The 20,321-nt window shown below is 64.1% G+C and carries 17 protein-coding genes; 1 reads left to right on the top strand and 16 read right to left on the bottom strand.

Annotated elements, in window-relative coordinates:
- Position 1: 1 nt before the first annotated feature.
- From der to trmJ, 12 genes are all read right to left on the bottom strand, one after another.
- The gene (gene der, locus R3E49_RS12670; protein WP_371295394.1) at positions 2 to 1,417 is read right to left on the bottom strand and encodes a ribosome biogenesis GTPase Der; all 1,416 of its coding nucleotides are present in this window, start codon (positions 1,415 to 1,417) and stop codon (positions 2 to 4) included.
- A 5-nt stretch (positions 1,418 to 1,422) separates the two neighbouring features.
- A complete protein-coding gene (gene bamB, locus R3E49_RS12665; RefSeq protein ID WP_371295393.1) occupies positions 1,423 to 2,607 on the bottom strand; it encodes an outer membrane protein assembly factor BamB in 1,185 nt (394 codons plus the stop codon).
- Positions 2,604 to 3,278 carry a YfgM family protein gene (locus tag R3E49_RS12660; RefSeq protein WP_371295392.1) on the bottom strand — a complete coding sequence of 225 codons (675 nt, stop codon included), beginning with the start codon at positions 3,276 to 3,278 and terminating at the stop codon, positions 2,604 to 2,606. The genes bamB and R3E49_RS12660 overlap by 4 nt, the downstream gene beginning before the upstream one ends.
- Positions 3,279 to 3,281: 3 nt before the next feature.
- Positions 3,282 to 4,580 (bottom strand): histidine--tRNA ligase, encoded by a 1,299-nt coding sequence (gene hisS / locus R3E49_RS12655; RefSeq protein WP_371295391.1) that lies wholly within the window; start codon positions 4,578 to 4,580, stop codon positions 3,282 to 3,284.
- Positions 4,581 to 4,596: 16 nt separating this feature from the next.
- Positions 4,597 to 5,727: a flavodoxin-dependent (E)-4-hydroxy-3-methylbut-2-enyl-diphosphate synthase gene (gene ispG / locus R3E49_RS12650; RefSeq protein WP_371295390.1), complete on the bottom strand. Its 1,131-nt coding sequence runs from the start codon at positions 5,725 to 5,727 to the stop codon at positions 4,597 to 4,599.
- A gap of 3 nt (positions 5,728 to 5,730) precedes the next feature.
- Positions 5,731 to 6,162 carry a helix-turn-helix domain-containing protein gene (locus R3E49_RS12645; RefSeq protein WP_371295389.1) on the bottom strand — a complete coding sequence of 144 codons (432 nt, stop codon included), beginning with the start codon at positions 6,160 to 6,162 and terminating at the stop codon, positions 5,731 to 5,733.
- Positions 6,152 to 6,958 (bottom strand): type IV pilus biogenesis/stability protein PilW, encoded by an 807-nt coding sequence (gene pilW / locus R3E49_RS12640; protein ID WP_371295388.1) that lies wholly within the window; start codon positions 6,956 to 6,958, stop codon positions 6,152 to 6,154. The genes R3E49_RS12645 and pilW overlap by 11 nt, the downstream gene beginning before the upstream one ends.
- Positions 6,955 to 8,103, bottom strand: a complete 1,149-nt coding sequence (gene rlmN, locus R3E49_RS12635) for a 23S rRNA (adenine(2503)-C(2))-methyltransferase RlmN (protein WP_371295387.1) — start codon at positions 8,101 to 8,103, stop codon at positions 6,955 to 6,957. Before rlmN ends, pilW begins: the two co-directional genes overlap by 4 nt.
- Positions 8,104 to 8,124: 21 nt before the next feature.
- The gene (ndk, locus tag R3E49_RS12630) at positions 8,125 to 8,553 is read right to left on the bottom strand and encodes a nucleoside-diphosphate kinase (protein ID WP_290745379.1); all 429 of its coding nucleotides are present in this window, start codon (positions 8,551 to 8,553) and stop codon (positions 8,125 to 8,127) included.
- Between the two features lie 97 nt (positions 8,554 to 8,650).
- Positions 8,651 to 9,802 carry an IscS subfamily cysteine desulfurase gene (locus R3E49_RS12625; RefSeq protein ID WP_371295386.1) on the bottom strand — a complete coding sequence of 384 codons (1,152 nt, stop codon included), beginning with the start codon at positions 9,800 to 9,802 and terminating at the stop codon, positions 8,651 to 8,653.
- Between the two features lie 25 nt (positions 9,803 to 9,827).
- Positions 9,828 to 10,307, bottom strand: coding sequence for a Fe-S cluster assembly transcriptional regulator IscR (gene iscR, locus R3E49_RS12620; RefSeq protein ID WP_371295385.1), 480 nt, complete (start codon positions 10,305 to 10,307; stop codon positions 9,828 to 9,830).
- A 51-nt stretch (positions 10,308 to 10,358) separates the two neighbouring features.
- A complete protein-coding gene (gene trmJ / locus R3E49_RS12615) occupies positions 10,359 to 11,117 on the bottom strand; it encodes a tRNA (cytosine(32)/uridine(32)-2'-O)-methyltransferase TrmJ (RefSeq protein WP_371295384.1) in 759 nt (252 codons plus the stop codon).
- A gap of 125 nt (positions 11,118 to 11,242) precedes the next feature.
- Between trmJ and R3E49_RS12610 the strand changes: the two genes are divergently transcribed.
- Positions 11,243 to 12,040: an inositol monophosphatase family protein gene (locus tag R3E49_RS12610; RefSeq protein WP_371295383.1), complete on the top strand. Its 798-nt coding sequence runs from the start codon at positions 11,243 to 11,245 to the stop codon at positions 12,038 to 12,040.
- 28 nt (positions 12,041 to 12,068) lie between these two features.
- On the opposite strand, the gene secF is transcribed toward R3E49_RS12610, so the two are convergent.
- From secF to R3E49_RS12590, 4 genes are all read right to left on the bottom strand, one after another.
- Positions 12,069 to 12,983: a protein translocase subunit SecF gene (secF, locus tag R3E49_RS12605; protein WP_371295381.1), complete on the bottom strand. Its 915-nt coding sequence runs from the start codon at positions 12,981 to 12,983 to the stop codon at positions 12,069 to 12,071.
- 2 nt (positions 12,984 to 12,985) lie between these two features.
- The gene (gene secD / locus R3E49_RS12600; protein ID WP_371295380.1) at positions 12,986 to 14,860 is read right to left on the bottom strand and encodes a protein translocase subunit SecD; all 1,875 of its coding nucleotides are present in this window, start codon (positions 14,858 to 14,860) and stop codon (positions 12,986 to 12,988) included.
- A gap of 113 nt (positions 14,861 to 14,973) precedes the next feature.
- Positions 14,974 to 18,855 (bottom strand): phosphoribosylformylglycinamidine synthase, encoded by a 3,882-nt coding sequence (purL, locus tag R3E49_RS12595; RefSeq protein WP_371295379.1) that lies wholly within the window; start codon positions 18,853 to 18,855, stop codon positions 14,974 to 14,976.
- Between the two features lie 117 nt (positions 18,856 to 18,972).
- The gene (locus R3E49_RS12590) at positions 18,973 to 20,160 is read right to left on the bottom strand and encodes a flavin-dependent monooxygenase (RefSeq protein ID WP_290745354.1); all 1,188 of its coding nucleotides are present in this window, start codon (positions 20,158 to 20,160) and stop codon (positions 18,973 to 18,975) included.
- Positions 20,161 to 20,321: the final 161 nt, after the last annotated feature.

Here is a 20,321-nt window from a genome sequence, read left to right as displayed (position 1 = left end):
GTCAGCGCTTCTTCTTTCGGTCGTTCTTTTTCACGTGCGCCATCAGGCGCCGTTTGCGCTGCACCTGACGCTGCGTCAGCTGGTTGCGCTTGTCGGCAAACGGGTTGTCACCGGTGCGGAACTCGATACGCACCGGCGTACCGCTGAGCTTCAGCTCACGGCGAAACACGTTTTCCAGGTAGCGCTGGTAACTGTTGGGGACATTTCCAGTCTGGTTGCCGTGGATGACAATCAGTGGCGGGTTCTGGCCGCCGGGGTGGGCGTAGCGCAATTTGATACGGCGCCCGTTCACCATCGGTGGCGCGTGATCAAACACCGCCCCTTCCAGAATACGCGTGAGCTGGTTGGTACTCAGCTTGCGCGTGGCCGAAGCGTGTGCCCCAAGGATTGACTTGTACAGGTGCCCCACCCCTGTGCCATGCAGCGCGGAAATGAAGTGCGTGTCCGCATAATCGGCAAAGATCAGGCGCCGGCTGAGCTCATTGCGAATCCAGTCGCGCTGGTGGGTTTCAATGCCGTCCCACTTATTGACCGCCAGCACCAGGCCGCGGCCCGCTTCGATACAGTGCCCCAACAGGTGCAGATCCTGATCGACAATGCCTTCGTGGGCATCCATCACCAGCAAAATCACATGCGCGTCATCAATGGCCTTGAGGGTTTTCACGATGGAAAACTTTTCCACCGTCTCGCGCACGTTCTTGCGCCGGCGCACGCCGGCGGTATCAATCAGGGTATAGCGCTGGCCGTCGCGCTCGTAGTCGATATAGATGCTGTCGCGGGTGGTACCGGGCTGGTCGTACACCACCACCCGCTCCTCGCCGAGCAGCCGGTTGACCAGCGTCGACTTGCCGACATTAGGCCGCCCCACGATGGCGACGCGGATACTGTCGCGGCGATCCACCGCCGCCGCGTCCTCGGCCTCATCCTCGGGAAAGGTGGCCAGGACATCATCGATCATCTGCCGCACGCCGCGGCCGTGGGTCGCTGCAATGCCATGCAGGTGCTCAACACCGAGGGCGTAGAAGTCGCCGAGGACGACATCTTCATTCAGGCCATCAATTTTATTGACCACCACGTGAAAGGCCTTGTTGCGCTGTCGCAGGTGGCGGGCCAGGGCCTGATCCGCGGGGTTCAGACCGTCGCGGGCACTGACCAGAAACAGCACGGCATCAGCCTCCTCGATAGCGAGCAGTGACTGCCCGGCCATCTGCGCCTCAATGCCCATTTCGTCGCCGCTGATACCACCGGTATCAATCACGATGAAGGGCCGCGAGCCAATACGTGCTTCCCCGTATTTGCGATCCCGGGTGAGGCCCGCAAGGTCGGCGACCAGCGCATCGCGGCTGCGAGTCAGCTGGTTGAACAGCGTCGACTTACCCACATTGGGGCGGCCGACCAGGGCAATTACCGGGATCATGGTGGCTACCTGGAGGTGGTGCTGAGTTCGTAAGCCTGCAGCTTGCCACTGTTGCCGAACACATAGAGCACGTTGCCATCGCTCAGCATGTCGGCGCGAACGCCATCGCTGTCGGGCCGGAAGCGGCCCACAATACTGCCATCCACCTGCGACAGCAGATGAACATACCCTTCAAAATCCGCGACCGCCAGGTAACTGCTCACCGGTGTCGGACGACCCAGCCCTCGCCAGCCCAGGGCATCCTGAGTCCAGCGCTGCCCCTGACCGGTGCGCAGGAAGGCGATGACGGTGCCGTCTTCGTCCGAGACGTAGACGTTGCCGAAGCCCTGCGACACGCCGGAGACCGACGACACGGGCCGCTCCCAGAGCTTGCGCCCGCTGTTGGTGTCGATGGAGACGACGAAACCCTGGTAACTTGCCGCAAACAGTTCATTGCCCAGCATGGCCATCGTGCCGTCGACATCGACGATACGCTCGATTTCGGAGCGACCCTGGGGAATCGCCACGCGAGCCTCCCACTCCACCGCACCGGTCGCCGCATCAAAGCCCACCACGCGGCCGTTGGAAAAGCCCGCGATGAGCCGGTTACCCTGCAGGATTGGCGTGCTGGTACCGCGAATGGTCAGCACCGGCATATTGCTGTCATAGGTCCAGAGCCGCTCACCACTGGCGAAATCCAGGCCGTGCAGCTTGCCGTCATAGGTTTGCGCGACGACCACCTTGCCGTTGCCCTGGGGGGGAGCCAACACCTCGCCGGTAACAGGGGCGCGCCAGAGAATCTCACCACTGCCGGCATCCAGCCGCATGACGAACCCGTCGCTGGCACCGAGGAACAGGCTGTCGCCGTACAGGCCCACGCCGCCGGAGATCGGCAGCTCGAGGTCTACGTCCCAGATACGACGGCCACTGGTGACCTCCAACGCCTTGACCTCGCCGTCCGCCGAGGCCGCGTAAATGCGTCCGTCACCCACCACCGGTTCTATGCGGTACAGGCCTTCACCCTGGCCATCACCGACACCGGTGGACCAGAGGCGCCTGGCCTTTACGGTCTGCTCAATTTTTTCCAGCTCCACTGGCTGGCGCGGATCCTCATCGTCATCAATTTCGAACCAGCCCTTGAGCGTGCTGCAACCTCCGAGGGCCAGCACGCAGAGCAGCAGGACGCTACAGCGGGTTACGGCAGCCCTCATGCCTCATCCCCCGCACTGGCGGCGGTCAGGCTTTGCAGCTTTGCTGCCAGCGTCTCCAGGTTGAGTTGTGCGGGGTAGCCCTGCACCAGCACCTGGGCCTCGCGGTAGGCTGCCAAAGCCTCCTCCGGACGCCCTGCAGCAGCCAATACATCGCCTCGCGCCATCGCTGCGGCGGCCTGATACTTGCCGGTAGATTCTGGAGTGAGCAGTGCCAGCGCCTGCTCGACGTTACCCCCTGCCGCAAGCACACGCGCCAGGCGCAGCTGCGCGACCGCGGCCGTCTCGCTGCCGCTGTCCGCCTTGCCCAACACCCAGCGTAAATCCGCTTCAGCGGCTTCCAGATCACCCGAGAGCACCGCGACGCGGGCCTGGTGCAGCGCCGCGAACTGGGCATAGGTGGTACCGGCGTAGTCGTTGCGTAGCTGGGCCGCGAGACGCTCCACCGGAGCGGTGGTCACCATGCCCTCCTGCGCCATGGCCGCGGCTTCCAGCATTTGCTGGTAGAGGTCCGAGGCACTGTCCATGCGCTGAGCGTCATACCGCTGCCAGCCCTGCCAGCCGAAGGTAGCCGCCAGCACCAGCACAATGGTCACCAGGGTAGAACGCCCGTTTTCATCCCACCAGCGGCGCAGCGCTTCTACCTGTTCTTCTTCCGTACGATACGATTCCACGATCTAGTTCCCTTGGGTTGTGGTGTCAGGGGTTCGCCTGCGTTGCAGGAACGCGGCAACCTCGGCCAGTGGCAGCGTTACCTGCTCTTCGCCCTGTTCGCGCAGCGGTTTGACAGTGACACTCGCGCTGGCCACTTCATCGTCACCCCAGATCAGCGCCCAGCGAGCGCCGCTCTTGTCTGCTTTTTTCATCTGGCTGCGGAAACTGCCGCCGCCAGCGTGTTGCACGATGCGCAGGCCCGGCAGTGCGCCGCGCAGGCTTTCCAGTGCCGCGAAGGCGGCGCATTCCGCGCTGCCACCGGAATTGACCACATACACATCGGCGGGGGCCGCGGGCAACGGTGCCGCCTGCAGCGCCTCGAGCATGAGCACGAGGCGCTCCTTGCCCATGGCAAACCCGATGCCAGGTACCGGCTTGCCGCCCAGCTGCTGCACCAGACCATCGTAGCGCCCGCCGGCACACACGGTGCCCTGCGCGCCCAGGCGGTCCGTCACCCATTCGAACACTGTCTTGTTGTAGTAGTCCAGCCCGCGCACCAATGCCGTGTTGATGACATAGGGAACGGAGGCCGCGTCCAGCAGTTCACACACGCGGGCGAAATCTGCCCTGGACTCCTCATCCAGGTAATCCGAGAGCAGCGGCGCCTGCTGCAACACAGCGCGGGTCCCAGGGTCCTTGCTGTCCAGAATACGCAGTGGATTGGTGTGCAGCCGGCGCTGGCTGTCCTCGTCCAGGGCATCCAGGTGCCCGGACAGGTAGCTCACCAGCGCGGCGCGATACGCCTGCCGGTCACTGCCGCTGCCGATGGAGTTCAGCTGCAACGCCACATCCCCGTCGATACCCAGTTCCCGCCACAGCCGCGCGGTCATCAGTATCAGCTCCGCGTCGATCTCCGGCGTGGCGACACCGAACACTTCGACACCGATCTGGTGAAACTGGCGCTGGCGCCCCTTCTGGGGGCGCTCGTAGCGAAACATGGGCCCGCTGTACCAGAGCCGCTGCACCGTGCCCAGCAGACTGTGCTGGATGGCGGCGCGCACACACCCTGCGGTACCTTCAGGTCGCAGTGTCAGGCTCTCGCCGTTGCGGTCGTCAAAGCTGTACATTTCTTTTTCGACGATGTCGGTTACTTCGCCGATGGAGCGCCGGAACAGCGCGGTCTGCTCGACGATGGGCAGGCGGATTTCGCCATAGCCATAGCTCGCCAGCACGTCGGCCACGGTACGCTCCAGGTACTGCCAGCGGTCACTTTCATCCGGGAGAATGTCGTTCATCCCCCGGATGGCTCGAATCGTTGTCACCTCTACTCCTGCTCTTTCACTGTTTGGACCGCGCGATCAGCTGCGCGTCCGCGGCAGCGCGCTGCGCCTCCAGCGCGGCCGCGCGCTGGCGGATCACCTGTTCAAGGTGATCCACAAAGTCCTGGTTGCTCACTTTGTGGTCGGGCTTACCGTCGATGTAGATCAGATTGTTGGGACTGGCCCCGGTCAGGCCGACATCCGCTTCGCGCGCCTCACCCGGACCGTTGACGATGCAGCCGATCACGGCGACGTCCATGGGGGTACGGATATCCTCGAGGCGCTGCTCCAACGTGTTCATGGTGGCAATGACGTCAAAGTTCTGTCTCGAGCAGCTGGGACAGGCGATGAAGTTGATGCCATTCGCGCGCAACTTGAGGCTCTTCAGAATCTCGAAGCCGACCTTGACCTCCTCCACCGGGTCGGCGGCCAGGGAAACGCGAATGGTGTCGCCGATGCCGTCCATCAGCAGCATGCCCAGGCCCACGGCCGACTTCACCGTACCGCCGCGCAAGCCGCCGGCTTCGGTAATGCCCAGATGCAGGGGCTGATCAATCTGTTTTGCCAGCAGGCGGTAGGCGGCGACGGCCATGAACACCTCTGACGCCTTGACGCTCACCTTGAAGTCCGGGTAGTTGAAGCGGTCGAGTATATCGACATGGTGCAGGGCGGACTCCACCAGCGCTTCCGCTGTAGGCTCACCGTATTTGCGTTGCAACTCCTTGCCCAGCGAGCCGGCATTCACCCCGATACGAATCGGTATGCCCTTGTCACGTGCACAGTCAATCACCGCACGTACCTTCTTGTCACTGCCGATATTGCCCGGGTTGATGCGCAGGCAGTCAACGCCATATTCCGCGACTTTCAGGGCAATCTTGTGATCAAAATGGATATCCGCCACCAGCGGGATATCGACCCGGGCACGAATCGCCCGGAAGGCTTCGGCGGCCTCCATGCTGGGCACCGAGATGCGCACAATGTCGGCACCGGCGTCCTGGATCGCCTTGACCTGTGCCACAGTGGCCTCGACGTCACAGGTCTCGGTATTGGTCATACTCTGCACGCTGATCGGCGCATCGCCGCCGACCGGTACCGAGCCGACCATGATCTGACGGCTGACGCGCCGTGTGATGGGAGAGGGTTTATGCATCACTCATCCTCCAGACAGGCGGTGGGAAGCGGCCTCGCCAACCTGCACCCACCACAACCCCAGAACCAGCAGCGCCAACACAGCCAGCCCGAGCACAATGCCCAGCCCTGTGCGCTGCAGCGGCCGCAAGCGGCGCGGCGCAGTATCGGCAGACTTTGCCATCGCCTGGGGCCGTCGCTGGTCGAACCCTGCCAGCACCTCAACCTCGTTCAGGCCCAGCAAGCGCGCATAGGCGCTGATATATCCGCGGGCGAACGCCGGCCGGCGCAAACGGTCATAGGCATCGCGCTCCAGCAGGCCGACGACCTCGGGCAGCCAGTGCAACCTCGCGGCCACCTCGGCGGACGACCAGCCGCGCGCCTGCCGCGCCGCCTGCAACAGCGCACCGGGGGCGACCGTCACCGGTGCCGGCTCAAGGATTTCCTTACTGCCCACTGTTCAGTGTCCGCTGGTATTCCTGGTACTCGGACGACTTCGGGTACAGGCTGCTCAGCGCAAGGGCATAACTGCTCTCCCCGTCCTTGTCACCCGTGGCCCGCGCAAGCCGCACCCCCAGCCACAGGCCGCGGGGGCTCTGGGGCCGCACTGCCGTGCGATAGGTACCGTAGTAACGTTCCGCCGCGCGATAGTCGCCATCCTCGTACTTGAGGATCGCCAGCTCGAGCAGCGCGATGGTGTTGACGCGATCCATGGACAGCGCGCGACTGAAGGACTCTTCCGCCTCTGCTCGCTTGTCCAGCTGCAGCTGACACAGGCCAAGGTTTACAAAGGCCAGCGGCCGGGCGCTGTACAGGGTGTCCTTGACGACGTAATTGAGCTGCTTCTCCGCGTCGGCGTAGCGCTGTTCGGAAAACAGGAAGGCGGCATAGTTGTTGCGCGCGCGCGAGAAATCACGCTGCAGGCGAATCGCCTTCTCAAAACTCTCCTCCGCCAGCTCTTTCTCGCCCGTGCTCTGGTAAACCAGCGCAAAGGCCTCGTGCACCTCGGCATTGCGGTCGTCAATCTTGACGGCCTGGGAAAGGTTGCGCTTGGCATTTTCCCAGTCGCCTTCGCCGATGTACTGGCGCGCCAGTGAGACACGGCGCTCAAGCGCGTCCTCGGGCGACGGTGGGTTGGTATATACGCTGTCGGTTGTGGTGACGCAGCCCGCCAGAACCACGGCGGCCAGCACGGCGACCCATGCGCCGTTGAAACGCAATGCACCGCAAAACCGTTTTGTTTCCGTCGTCATCGTGCCTGAACCTCCGCGGCCTGCCCGGCCGCCCGGTAGCGCTCGCTGCGCCGGGTGCGATCCACAACCTGCCCGACCAACTGGCCGCAGGCCGCTGCAATATCATCACCGCGGGTGGTGCGCACCGTGACAATGAAACCCGCGTCCACCAGCACCTGCCAGAAACGTGACACCGCGTTGCCGCTGGGTCGCTGGTAATCCGACTGGGGAAAGCTGTTGAACGGAATCAGGTTGATCTTGCAGGGGAAATCCCGCAACAACACGGCCAGATCGCGGGCCTGGTCGACGTGATCGTTCACCCCTGCGATCAGGGTGTACTCAACCGTCACCACACGCTTGCTGTCCGCCTGCGCATCGATGTAGGCACGGGCGCTGCGCAACAGCTCGGCAATCGGGTACTTGCGATTGATCGGCACCAGCTGGTTGCGCAGCGCATCGTCTGGTGCATGCAGTGAAATGGCCAGTGACGCCTCGCTGACCCGCGCCAGACGATCCAGCGCCGGCACGACGCCGGAGGTGCTCAGCGTCACCCGGCGCTTGGAAATCCCGTAGCCGAGATCCGACATCATCAGGTCCATCGCCGCGACGACATTGTCGAAGTTGAGCAGGGGTTCGCCCATGCCCATCATCACGACGTTGGTGACCACGCGCCGGTTCCCGGCCTGGAAGGCATCATAGGACTTGATGGCCAACCACACCTGACCGATGATCTCGGCCGCCGTAAGGTCGCGCTCGAAGCCCTGCTTGCCGGTGGAGCAGAAACTGCAGTCAAGGCTGCAGCCCACCTGCGATGACACACAGAGGGTCGCCCGCCCCGCCTCAGGGATCAATACCGCTTCCACCAGGCCGCCGCCACTCACCCGGATCGCCCACTTGCGGGTGCCATCCGCAGAATCGTGCTGGCTGACGATCTCCGGTGGGCGCACCTCGGCAACCCGCTGCAGCTTCTCGCGCAGCGCCTTGCCCAGGTTGGACATCGCACCGATATCGGTCACACCCGCGTGATGCATCCACTTCATCACCTGCTGCGCACGAAACTTCTTTTCCCCGAGATCGAGGAAAAACTGCTCCAGCTGCGGCTGCGTCATGCCCAGCAGGTTGACCCTGGCGGACACTTCGGAGGAGGCAATGACGGTCGCGTTCATGGGGATCTACCCTGTCTCGCCTCAGCCGCGATCGCAGAGGTCGCTGGCGGCGAAGAAATAGGCGATCTCACGCTCGGCCGATGCTGGCGAGTCGGACCCGTGCACCGCGTTGGCATCGATTGACTCAGCGAAATCCGCCCGGATGGTGCCCGGATCGGCGTCCTTCGGGTTGGTGGCACCCATCAACTCGCGGTTGCGGGCGATGGCATTCTCACCCTCGAGTACTTGTACCATCACTGGACCAGAGGTCATGAACTCGATCAGCGCCGGGAAGAAAGGACGCTCGCGGTGCTCGGCATAGAAGCCTCCGGCAACGTCTTCACTCAGGCGCAGCATTCTGGCCGCGACCACCCGCAGGCCTGCGGATTCGAACCGTGAATAGATCTGCCCAATTACATTCTTTGCCACCGCATCGGGCTTCACAATAGACAAGGTACGCTCAACAGCCATCTGACTTTCTCCAAAGATTCCAGAAAATGATTCGGGGCCGCGTGCCCCAAGGTTAAAACCGCGCAATTATACGGGCTTTACGCCCGGGTTTCACGCGCTAAACGCGCTGGCGCAGGCCACCGATAACGTCCCGCAGGTGAGTGATGGCGCGGTCGACGTCATCCTCGCTGGTAAAGCGGCCACAGCACAGCCGCAAGGTGCTGTGGGCCAGTGCCTCGGGCACACCGATGGCCCGCAGCACGTACGACGGCTCGACACTCTCGGAGTTGCAGGCCGAGCCACTGGACAAGGCGAGCTGGCGCAGTCCCATCAGGAGGGTTTCACCCTCAACCCCCTCGATGCTGACATTCAGGGCACCGGGTAGACGCTGGTCGGGATGCCCGTTGAGCTGCACGCCACCGATAGCCGACAGGCCGCGCCACAGACGCTCGCGCAGGGTCAGCAGGCGCGCGCTCTCCACCGTCAGCTCCTCGCGCGCCAGCCGGGCTGCCTCGCCCATGCCGACAATCTGGTGGGTGGCCAGGGTACCCGAGCGCATGCCCCGTTCGTGCCCACCCCCGTGTATCTGGGCCTGTATCTGCACACGTGGCTGACGCCTGACATAGAGCGCGCCAACCCCTTTCGGGCCATAGAACTTGTGTGCCGAGATGGACAGCAGGTCGACCGGCAGCTGCGCCAGGTCCACTGGAATCTTGCCCACGCTCTGCGCCGCATCCACATGAAACAGGGCACCGCAGGCGCGAACACGCGCCCCGATCGCGGCAATATCATTGACCGTGCCCAGCTCATTGTTGGCGTGCATGATGCTGACCATGAAGGTGTCGGGGCGCAGCGCAGCGGCGACGCTGTCGGGGCTGGTGAGGCCGTCGGCGCCGGGCGTCAGCCAGGTGACGTCCCAGCCCTGCTGCTCCAGCCAGGCACAGGTATCGATCACCGCCTTGTGTTCGATGCGCGAGGTCACCAGGTGACGCCGCCCGGTGGCGAGTGCGGCCGCGCCCTTGATGGCCAGGTTGTCTGACTCGGTGGCGCCCGAGGTCCACACCAGCTCCCTGGGGTCGGCGTTGAGCAGGTCCGCAAGCTCGCGGCGCGCCTCCTCCACCGCCTGCTCGGCACGCCAGCCATAGACGTGCGATCGCGACGCCGGGTTGCCGAAATTGCCGTCCAGCGTCAGACAGCCGGCCATCGCTTCAGCGACCCGGGGGTCTACCGGCGTCGAGGCCAGATAATCGAAATAGATGGGTGCTTGCATGCTTACCTACCGGCAGACGCCGACATCACAGCTCCCGCAGTGCGACCAGGCTCTCCGGATTGATGCGCGCGCGGGCATCCTGACGCGAGGAGATATGGCGCACCTCCCGGCGCTCCACCAGCGTCGCGAGGCTGATCTGGCTGAGGAAACCGTGGATCTGGTCGCTGAGGTCCTGCCAGAGGTGGTGCGTCAGGCATACCTCGCCCTTCTGGCAGTCCGCCTTGCCGCCACACCCTGTAGCGTCCACCGCCTCGTCCACGGCATCGATGATCTGGGCCACGTAGATCGCGTCACTGTCACGCCCCAGGCGATAGCCGCCACCGGGGCCGCGCACGCTGCTCACGAGCTCGCGCCGGCGCAGCCGCGCGAACAGTTGTTCCAGGTAAGACAGCGAAATCGCCTGGCGACCGGAGATCTCCGCGAGGCTCACCGGCCCGTGTTGCCCGTGCAGGGCCAGATCCAGCATCGCTGTCACTGCATAGCGTCCCTTGGTTGTCAGCCGCATGACCATACCCGTTGGCATAAAGCCCGAGTATGCAATAGCCGACCAAATTGATCAACTTTTCCGCAGGGAGGGATTTTCGGGCTCGGGTAGGAATTTCTGCGTCTCGGTGAGGATGCCGCGGAGGATATTCAGTTCCATCTCGTCCAGTCGCACCCGTCCGTACAGCCGCCGTAGGCGCACCATCAACTGCCGCGGTGCCGCGGGGTCGAGAAAGCCGATGCCCACCAGTGTTTCCTCGAGGTGCTCATAAAAGCGCTCCATATTCTCCGCCGTGCTGAAGGGCGCGTCCCACTGGTCGTCAGCGGCCGCTGGCAGGCTGCCAGCGAGATGCAGCATGCGCAGCTCATAGCAGACAATCTGCACCGCCATCGCGAGGTTCAGCGAACTGTAGGCGGGATCCGATGGGATATGCAGGTGCAGGTTGCAGCGCTGGAGCTCTTCATTGGTCAGGCCACGGTCCTCGCGGCCAAACAGCAGCGCGACCTGTTCATCGCCGGCACGGGCGGCCACTTCCTCGGCGCAGCGCCGCGGGTCCAGCAGGGGCCAGGGGATGCGCCGTTCTCGCGCGCTGGTACCCACCACAAACTGGCAATCGGCGATGGCTTCATCCAGTGTCTCGCAGACCACGGCCGCTTCCAGCACATCCAGCGCACCGGCTGCACGCCATGTGGCCTGCTCATCGGGATACTGGCGCGGCTCCACCAGCACCAGCCTGGAGAGCCCCATGTTCTTCATAGCCCGGGCGACACCGCCGATATTGCCCGGATGCGAGGTATTCACCAGCACGATACGAATATTGTCGAGATTCATGGCCCTGTCATGCGCACGCGCGCTGCCTGCAAAAGGGCGGAAGTGTAGCAGATTGCCGGTAGGATCAGGCCCTGATGTGCTGTTATAATCGCGCGCCCCAAAACTCGCCCACCCAGGACACCGCTATGGAACCGATGGTCACAATCGCGCTGCGCGCCGCGCGCAAAGCCGGCGAACAGATCGTCCGTGCCTCCGATGAGCTCGAGCGGATCGACGTGCAGGAGAAGAACGTCAACGACTTCGTCTCAGACGTCGACCGCAACGCCGAGCGCGAAATCATCTATCACCTGCGCAAAGCGTACCCGGACCACGCCATTCTGGGGGAAGAAAGCGGCTTGAGCGGCGATGAAAATGCCGAGTATCGCTGGGTCATCGACCCGCTGGACGGCACGACCAATTTCCTCCGCGGCATACCCCACTACGCGGTCTCCATTGCCTGTCTGTACCGCGGCAAACTGGAACACGCCGTGGTGCTCGACCCGGTGCGTCGCGAGGAGTTCACCGCGTCACGCGGTCGTGGCGCCCAGCTCAATGGGCGCCGTATCCGCGTCAGCAAACGCACGTCACTGGATGGTGCATTGCTGGGCACCGGCATCCCTTTCAAGGATCACTGTGACGCGCAGCTCGACGCCTACAGCAAGACGCTGGCAACCCTCGCGGGCCAGTGTGCCGGCATCCGGCGCGCGGGCGCAGCGTCGCTGGATCTGGCCTATGTCGCCGCAGGCCGTCTGGATGCGTTCTGGGAGATCGGGCTGGCGCCCTGGGACATGGCGGCGGGCGCCCTGCTGGTACGTGAAGCCGGCGGCCTGGTGGCCGACATCAACGCCTCGGATAACTACCTGGAATCGGGGAGTATCGTGTGCGGCAACCCAAAGTGCTTCAAGGCCGTGCTACAGGCCACGAAGCCCCTGCTGGGCAAATAAGGAACGCGACGCCCGGGCCTGTTTTCGGTCAGGGCACCAGTTCGTCCTGCTCCGCGCCTTCCTTCACCGGCAACATCAGGTCTTCCTTGCTGACGCCCATCAGTACCAGCACCGTGGCCGCAACGTAGATTGAGGAATAGGTGCCGATCACCACGCCCATCAACAGGGCGATGGCGAAGCCCTTGATCATCTCACCGCCCAGCAACGCCAGGCAGACCAGCACCAGCAACGTGGTCAAGGAGGTAACCAGGGTGCGGCCCAGCGTTTCAGACAGGGATATGTTGATGACTTCCAGCGGGTCGGACTTGCGCAGTTTACGGAAGTTCTCCCGAATGCGGTCGGACACCACGATGGTGTCGTTCAGCGAGTAGCCGATCACCGCCAGCAACGCCGCCAGCACCGTGAGGTCAAACTCCAGGCCGATGATGGAGAAAAACCCGAGTGTGATAATGACGTCGTGCACCAGCGCTGCAACAGCACCCACGGCAAACTTGAACTGGAAGCGAAAGCCGATGTAGAGCATCACCATACCCAGCGCCATGAGCATGGCCAGCCCGCCCTGCTCGCGCAGTTCATCGCCCACCTGGGGACCGACGAACTCGATGCGCCGCAGTTCCACCGTGCCCTCAAAGGAGTCCTCCAGCAGACGCACCAGGGCGGTGCCCTCGGTGTCGGCATGCCCCTGGGGAAGGCGGATCAGCACATCACGGTCAGTGCCGAAGCTGACCACAATGGCCCCGGCGTAGCCACCGGCATCCAGCGTCGACCGGATCGCCTTCAGATCCGCGGATTCACTGTAGTGCACCTCCACCAGGGTACCGCCGGTGAAGTCCAGGCCCCAGCTCAACTGCCGCGTCGACAGGCTGACTATGGCGGCGACCAGCAGTACGGCAGACAGCGCGATCGCCAGTTTCCGCTGGCCCATGAAGTTGATGACTTTCATACTCACACTCCCCCGATGGACAGGGTTCTCACCTTGCGACCACCGTAGTACAGGTTCACCAGCGCCCGCGTACCGACAATGGCCGTAAACATCGATGTGACAATACCCACCGACAGCGTGACCGCGAAGCCTTTCACCGGCCCGGTACCCACGGCGTAGAGAATCACCGCGACAATCAGGGTGGTGATGTTGGCGTCGAGAATGGTCGACAGCGCGGCGTCGTAGCCCGAATGGATTGCCATCTGGGGACTTCGCCCATCGCGCAATTCCTCACGAATGCGGGAGAAAATCAACACGTTGGCGTCCACCGCCATACCGACAGTGAGCACGATGCCCGCAATACCCGGCAGTGTCAGCGTCGCGCCAATCAGCGACATGAAGGCGATCAGCAACACCAGGTTTGCCGCCAGCGCCACGACCGCAATCACGCCGAAGACGCGGTAATAGAGGATCATGAACAGCACGACCAGCGCGAGACCGAACTGCACGGACTTCACCCCGAGGCGAATATTCTCTGCCCCCAGTGACGGCCCGACGGTGCGCTCTTCCACAAAGGAAATGGGCGCCGCCAGTGCACCGGCGCGCAGCATCAGCGCCAGCTCAGAGGCCTCCAGCGGACTGTCCAGACCGGTGATCTGGAACTGGGCACCCAGTGCCGACTGGATGACCGGCGCGGTCAACAGTTTGCGTTCGTCGTAGGGAATCTGGATCGCTTTCTCGCTGCCGTCCTCCTGCAGCTCGTAGCGGGTACGGAATTTGCGCTCGATGAACAGGACGCCCATGCGCCGCTTGACGTTATTGCGCGTCGCCCGCGACATGAGGGTGCCGCCCTCCCCGTCCAGGCTTATCTGTACGTTGGGGCGGCCGTTCTCGTCGAAACTGGCCTGGGCGTTCGCCACGCGCTCACCGGTAATGATGATGTCGCGCTCCAGCCACTCAAAGGAGCCGGCGCGGTCTTCGCTGCGGTACTCGAAGCGCTGCTTTTCCGACTCCGGCGCATCCAGGTTCGCCACCAGGCGGAATTCGAGGTTCGCCACCGTGCCCAGAATCCGCTTCGCTTCGGCGGTGTCCTGGATACCGGGCAGCTCCACCACGATACGGCTCTGGCCCTGGCGCTGCACCAGCGGCTCCGACACACCCAGCTCGTTGACCCGGTTACGCAGCGTTGTCAGGTTCTGTGACACCGCATAATTGGCGATTTCCGTGCGCATCTGCTCGGTCATGGAGGCAGTAATGGTCCAGTTGTCACCGTCTCCACCGCGCTCCAGCGTCAGCTCGGGGTGGTTGTCGGCAATCAGCGAGCGGGCCGCTTCGCGGTCCGCCTCGCTGCGCAGGCGCGCCGTGACCGATAGATCCCCCTCGCGGCCGACGATGCCCCGAATCCGCTCATCACGCAGGGCGCGACGAATGGCCGTCTCGTAAAACTCCTGACGGCGCTCCATGGCAGCATCGACATCCACCTCCAACTTGAAATGCACGCCGCCGCTCAGGTCCAGGCCCAGCTTCATGGGCTGCCCACCCAGGTCACTGAGCCACGCGGGGGTAGTGGGCGCCAGGTTCAGGGCGACAATAAAGCCATCTCCCAGGGCGCGTTGCACTCTGGCCTGCGCAACAAGTTGCTGCTCCGCGTCGCGCAGCCGCACCAGTGCATTGCGACCACCAGGGTCGATCACCTCACCAAAGTGCTCAATGCCGGCCTCCTCCAGCGCACTGGTGGCGCGGCTGAGGGTGCGCTCGTCAATAATCTGGGCGCTGCTTTCACCGGTGATCTGCAGCGCGGGGTCAGGGGCGTACAGGTTGGGGGCGGCGTAAAACAAACCCGTCGCCAACACCGCGAGCACCAACAGGTATTTCCACAATGGATACTTATTCAACATAATCAGGCTCTAACAGGCTACCGGGCCTCGGCGGCGGCGCCGCAGAGGGCACGTCGCCGGGAATGGAAAGTCGGTCATTATAAGGAATCAAGGGGGGGTCACAAGGGGCGACGTCAGCCGACCCAGTGACGGGCATTGCGGAACAGCCGCAACCAGGGCGCATCCTCACCCCAGTCAGCCGGCGCCCAGGAATGCTGCACACTGCGGTACACCCGCTCCGGGTGCGGCATCATGATGGTCGCGCGCCCGTCCAGGCTCGACAGACCCGCGATGCCCAAGGGGGACCCGTTGGGGTTGGCGGGGTAGCGCTGTGCCACCGAGAGGTCATTCTCCAGGTAGCGCAGGGCAATCGTGCCCTCCGCCTCACACTGTGCAGCGCCCTCCGCCTGCCCGAACTGCGCCCGCCCCTCACCGTGTGCAACCGCAATCGGCAGGTGCGAGCCGGCCATGCCCGCGAGCAGCACCGACGGGCTCTCTTCTACCCGCACCAACGCCAGGCGCGCCTCAAACTGTTCCGACCGGTTGCGCACGAAGCGCGGCCAATGCGCCGCACCCGGAATCAACTCGGCCAGCGTTGACACCATCTGGCAGCCATTGCAGACACCGAGGGTGAAGCTGTCCTCGCGGGCGAAAAAGTTCGCGAACTGGTCGCGCAGGGCGGTGTTGAACAGAATGCTTTTGGCCCACCCGGCACCCGCACCGAGCACGTCACCGTAGGAGAAACCGCCACAGGCCGCGAGCCCCTTGAACCCGGCGAGTTCGCGGGCACCGCTGAGCAGATCGCTCATGTGCACATCCACGGGAGTAAAGCCCGCGCGGTGAAAGGCGGCGGCCATTTCGACATGCCCGTTAACGCCCTGTTCACGCAGGATTGCCACCCGCGGTCGCACACCGCGGTTGATATAGGGCGCCACAATGTCCTCGGCGGGGTCGAAGGTGGCATGAGCCGACAGGCCGGGATCCGGCAGAGTGACGCGCTGGTACTCTTCCTCAGCGCACTCCGGGTTGTCGCGCAGACGGGCGAGTTCAAAGCTGGTGCGCGCCCACAGCGCCTGCAAACGGCTGCGCTGGTCGTCCAGCACAACATCGCCAGCGGAGCGAATCACCACCCGCTCACCGGGCACTGCGCGGCCCAGCGGACACAGGCAATCCGCAAGGCCCAGCGCCGCTGCGCGCTCGCGCAGGGCAGGTGCATCAGCGGCGGCAACCTGCAACACCGCACCCACTTCCTCGGCGAACAATTGTTGCAGCGGGCTGCCGGCGAGGAATGCGAGATCGATTTCCAGGCCGCAACGGCCGGCAAAGGCCATTTCCAGCAGCGTGGTGAGCAGGCCACCATCCGAGCGATCGTGATAGGCCAGCAGCCTGCCGCTTTGCAGGAACGCCTGCACCAGCGTAAAGAACGACGCCAGATCCGCCGGCCGGTCGAGATCCGGGACGTTATGCCCCACCTGCCCATACACCTGTGCCAGCGCCGAACCGCCCAGGCGACCGGCGCCGCGGCCCAGGTCCAGCAGCCAGAGCTCCGCGTCGGCAGCGGTCGACAGCACGGGGGTGACCGCCAGGCGCACATCGCTCACCGGTGCGAACGCGGACACCACCAGGGATACCGGCGCGGTGACGGCGCGCTGCTCGCCCTCCGCCTGCCAGGTGGTGCGCATGGACATGGAATCCTTGCCGACCGGAATGGTAATCCCAAGTGCCGGGCACAACTCCATTCCCACCGCGCGCACCGTGTCAAACAGCACTTCGTCTTCGCGGCCGTGACCCGCCGCGCACATCCAGTTGGCGGACAGGCGAATATCCGCCAGCGCGGCCACCGGAGCGGCACAGAGGTTGGTGACCGCTTCCGCAATGGCCATGCGCCCGGAGGCCGGGCCATCCACCAGTGCCAGCGGGCTGCGTTCACCCATGGCCATGGCTTCACCGGCCACGCTGTCATAGGACACGGTGGTCACCGCGCAGTCCGCCACCGGCACCTGCCAGGGGCCGACCATCTGGTCGCGCGCGACCATGCCGGTCACGGTGCGGTCACCGATGGTAATCAGAAACTGTTTGCTGGCCACCGCCGGCAGCTGCAGCACGCGTTCCACAGCTTCCAGCAGGGGCATCTCCAGGGTCAGCGCGGGCAGCGACAGCGGCTGACGGGTCACGTCACGCTGCATTTTTGGCGGTTTGCCAAACAGGACAGACATGGGCAGATCCACCGGCGCATTGCCGAAGTGACTGTCCTCAAGGGTCAGGTGCTGCTCCGCCGTCGCCTCGCCGACCACCGCAAAGGGGCAGCGCTCTCGCCGGCAGATCGCCTCGAAGCGCTGCAGGTGCTCGGGTTCTACGGCGAGCACATAGCGCTCCTGGGATTCGTTGCACCAGATTTCCAGCGGCGCCATACCGGGTTCGTCATTGGGCACGTTGCGCAGGGCAAAACGTCCCCCGCGCCCGCCATCCTTGACCAGTTCGGGCAGCGCGTTGGACAGGCCGCCGGCGCCGACATCGTGGATAAAGGCGATCGGGTTGTCGCTGCCCAACTGCCAGCAGCGGTCAATCACCTCCTGACAGCGTCGCTCCATCTCGGGATTCTGGCGCTGCACCGAGGCGAAATCGAGGTCTTCGGCGCTGGCGCCGCTGGCCATGGAGGAGGCCGCGCCGCCACCCAGGCCGATGAGCATTGCCGGGCCGCCCAACACGATGAGGTGCGCGCCCGACGCGAAAGCGCCCTTCTCGACATGCTCCTCGCGAATGTTGCCGTAACCGCCGGCGATCATGATCGGTTTGTGATAACCCCGACGTTCCATGCCGGACACGCCGGGAACATCGAGCTCAAAGCTGCGGAAATAGCCGCAGAGATTGGGTCGGCCGAACTCATTGTTGAACGCCGCGCCACCGATCGGCCCCTCCAGCATGATGTCCAGGGCCGAGACGATGCGCGCCGGCTTGCCGTAGTCCGATTCCCAGGGCTGCGGGTAGCCAGGAATCTGCAGGTTGGACACGGAAAAGCCGGTGAGGCCCACCTTGGGCTTGGAGCCCCGCCCCACCGCGCCCTCGTCGCGGATCTCACCGCCGGCACCGGTGCCAGCGCCGGGAAACGGCGCAATGGCCGTGGGGTGGTTGTGCGTTTCTACCTTCATCAACAGGTGAATCGGCTCCTGGGAGAAGCCGTACTCTGCCGTTTGCGGATCCGGGTAGAAGCGGCCCGCGCGGTGTCCGGTCACCACGGCCGCGTTATCGGAATACGCCGACAGCACACCTTCACCGCCGCAGGCATAGGTGTTGCGAATCATACCGAACAGGGAGCGCTCCTGATCCACACCGTCGATGGTCCAGCTGGCGTTGAATATCTTGTGACGACAGTGCTCCGAGTTGGCCTGCGCGAACATCATGAGCTCGACATCACTGGGGTTGCGACCCAGCCCGGTAAACGCCTGCACCAGATAATCGATTTCGTCATCCGCGAGGGCGAGGCCGAGGCTGGCATCCGCTGCCTCCAGCGCGGCCCGGCCGCCCTGCAGGATATCAATCGTCGCAAGCGCAGCGGGCGGCTGCTCGCGAAACAGCGCGCTGGCCGCTTCCAGGGTGGACAGTACGCTTTCGGTCATGCGATCGTGCAGGAGAGAGGCCACGGCACGGCGGGCCTCCGCCGCGAGCGACGCTGGGAGCGCAAGATACCAGGCCACACCCCGCTCCACCCGACGTACCTCGGCAAAGCCGCAGTTGTGGACGATGTCGGTCGCCTTGCTGGACCACGGCGAGATAGTGCCCGGACGGGGCACCACCAGCAGCAAAGTCCCCTGAGCCGGATCCGCAGCCCCGGGGCCATCGCCGAGTAACTGGCCAAGCTGCGCCTGGCGCGCGGCGGTGAGTTCACCCGCGGTCTGCACGAAGTGCACAAACTCGCAGTGCTCAAGGTGGATGGCGGGGTCGATGGCGGCGAGTTTCTGGGTCAGCTTGTCCCGGCGAAAGGGAGACAGGGCCGATGTTCCACGCAATATCAGCATGCTGGGGCGGGCTCCAGGAGCGGCTTTCTGAAAGCCCGCCATTGTACGGGATAGAGTTGCAGGGCGTCACCGCCAATCGGCGGGCAAATTCACTCCCTGCGCAGGCGACAGACCGCCCTAGACAAAGAAGTCTGTGCTCTCGGCGCCCAACAGCACGGCGCCGAGGTTCCTGCCAAATGCAGTGGGGTTGTTTGCCACGTGGGCGCGGGCAGTGTGGATGTCCAGGAAGCGCTGCTGGATCTCACTGCCGAGGAAGACGGAGCTGCCGCCAGCCGAGGAGAACAGGCTGTCAATCACCGCCATGCAGCGCTCGATCACCAGTGAGGCCTGATAGCGGTACTTGATACGCTCCAGCACAGGCACTTCTTCTCCGGCACTGACCTGGGCCATCATGCGGTCGAAATTCCGGAACAGAATGGCCTCCATCTCGTCGATACTGGTGATAGCCGCGGCAATACGCTCCTGGGTGCCGGTATCGCCGGCCAGTTTGGTCACGTCGCCGCTGGCCTTGCCCACCACCATCTGCCGATAGAGGTCCAGGGCGTCGCGGGCGGCGCCGATTGCGGGCGTGGAGACGACGCGCACGAACAGCTGCGCCCAGGGCAGGCGGTACAGCGGCGCGCTGTCGGCGGTGACGCCGGGGTTGGTGCCACGGAATCCGTCCTCTGCCTTGTGCGTACGGTACTCGGGCACAAAGACATCCTCGACAATAATGTCCTTGGAGCCAGTTCCCTGCAGACCCATCACGTGCCAGGTGTCCTCGATGCGATAGTCGCTGCGCGGAATCAGGAAGGTGCGGAAGCCGCCGTCAGGGGCAATGCCGCCAAGCAGTGCCCAGGTGCAATGATCACTGCCGCTGCTCCAGCCCCAGCGTCCGCTGAAGCGGAACCCGCCCTCCACGGCGGTCACCTTGCCCATCGGGGCATAGGCCGATGAGGCGCGCACGTGTACATCCTCGCCCCAGACATCGGTCTGGGCCCGCTCGTCCATCAACGCAATCTGGAACGCGTGCACGGCGACAATGCCGGCAGCCCAGGCGGTGGACATGCAGTTTTCAGCAATGGCGAGGTGCATGCGGAAGAAGTCTTGCGGATCCACCTCGTGCCCCCCCCACTTGCGCGGTTGCAAGGCAAGGAAAAACCCTGCATCCCGCAGGGCGTCGATGTTCTCCTGCGGCACCATGCGGCTTTCACGGGCCAGTGGCGCGTTCTTGCGCAGCATATCCCCCAGCGCGAGCACACGGTCGTAGATATCCTGGGCACGCAGCGGCGGGCGATGGGTTAACGGCGTAGCGGGCAGCGTCATGAGCATTTCTCCGGATTATTCGACTTTCACATAGACTACCCTGAAGTGGCGTGGTTCAAATACCCTGAATGAGTGATAAACCCGCGAGACCCCGACGGAACCTGTTCATGTCCATGGTTTGTAAAGCTTGCCAACGCTGTTCGGCCACCCCGCAGGGCGCT

It is taken from the genome of Haliea sp. (assembly GCF_041395985.1).
GTDB lineage: Bacteria > Pseudomonadota > Gammaproteobacteria > Pseudomonadales > Halieaceae > Haliea.
This window is presented reverse-complemented; position numbering and strand designations above follow the sequence as displayed.

Coding starts and splice junctions, on each gene's coding strand:
- der (WP_371295394.1), bottom strand. CDS start 1,417: ATGATCCCGGTAATTGCCCTGGTCGGCCGCCCCAATGTGGGTAAGTCG.
- bamB (WP_371295393.1), bottom strand. CDS start 2,607: ATGAGGGCTGCCGTAACCCGCTGTAGCGTCCTGCTGCTCTGCGTGCTG.
- ispG (WP_371295390.1), bottom strand. CDS start 5,727: ATGCATAAACCCTCTCCCATCACACGGCGCGTCAGCCGTCAGATCATG.
- pilW (WP_371295388.1), bottom strand. CDS start 6,958: ATGACGACGGAAACAAAACGGTTTTGCGGTGCATTGCGTTTCAACGGC.
- rlmN (WP_371295387.1), bottom strand. CDS start 8,103: ATGAACGCGACCGTCATTGCCTCCTCCGAAGTGTCCGCCAGGGTCAAC.
- ndk (WP_290745379.1), bottom strand. CDS start 8,553: ATGGCTGTTGAGCGTACCTTGTCTATTGTGAAGCCCGATGCGGTGGCA.
- R3E49_RS12625 (WP_371295386.1), bottom strand. CDS start 9,802: ATGCAAGCACCCATCTATTTCGATTATCTGGCCTCGACGCCGGTAGAC.
- iscR (WP_371295385.1), bottom strand. CDS start 10,307: ATGCGGCTGACAACCAAGGGACGCTATGCAGTGACAGCGATGCTGGAT.
- trmJ (WP_371295384.1), bottom strand. CDS start 11,117: ATGAATCTCGACAATATTCGTATCGTGCTGGTGAATACCTCGCATCCG.
- R3E49_RS12610 (WP_371295383.1), top strand. CDS start 11,243: ATGGAACCGATGGTCACAATCGCGCTGCGCGCCGCGCGCAAAGCCGGC.
- secF (WP_371295381.1), bottom strand. CDS start 12,983: ATGAAAGTCATCAACTTCATGGGCCAGCGGAAACTGGCGATCGCGCTG.
- secD (WP_371295380.1), bottom strand. CDS start 14,860: ATGTTGAATAAGTATCCATTGTGGAAATACCTGTTGGTGCTCGCGGTG.
- purL (WP_371295379.1), bottom strand. CDS start 18,855: ATGCTGATATTGCGTGGAACATCGGCCCTGTCTCCCTTTCGCCGGGAC.
- R3E49_RS12590 (WP_290745354.1), bottom strand. CDS start 20,160: ATGACGCTGCCCGCTACGCCGTTAACCCATCGCCCGCCGCTGCGTGCC.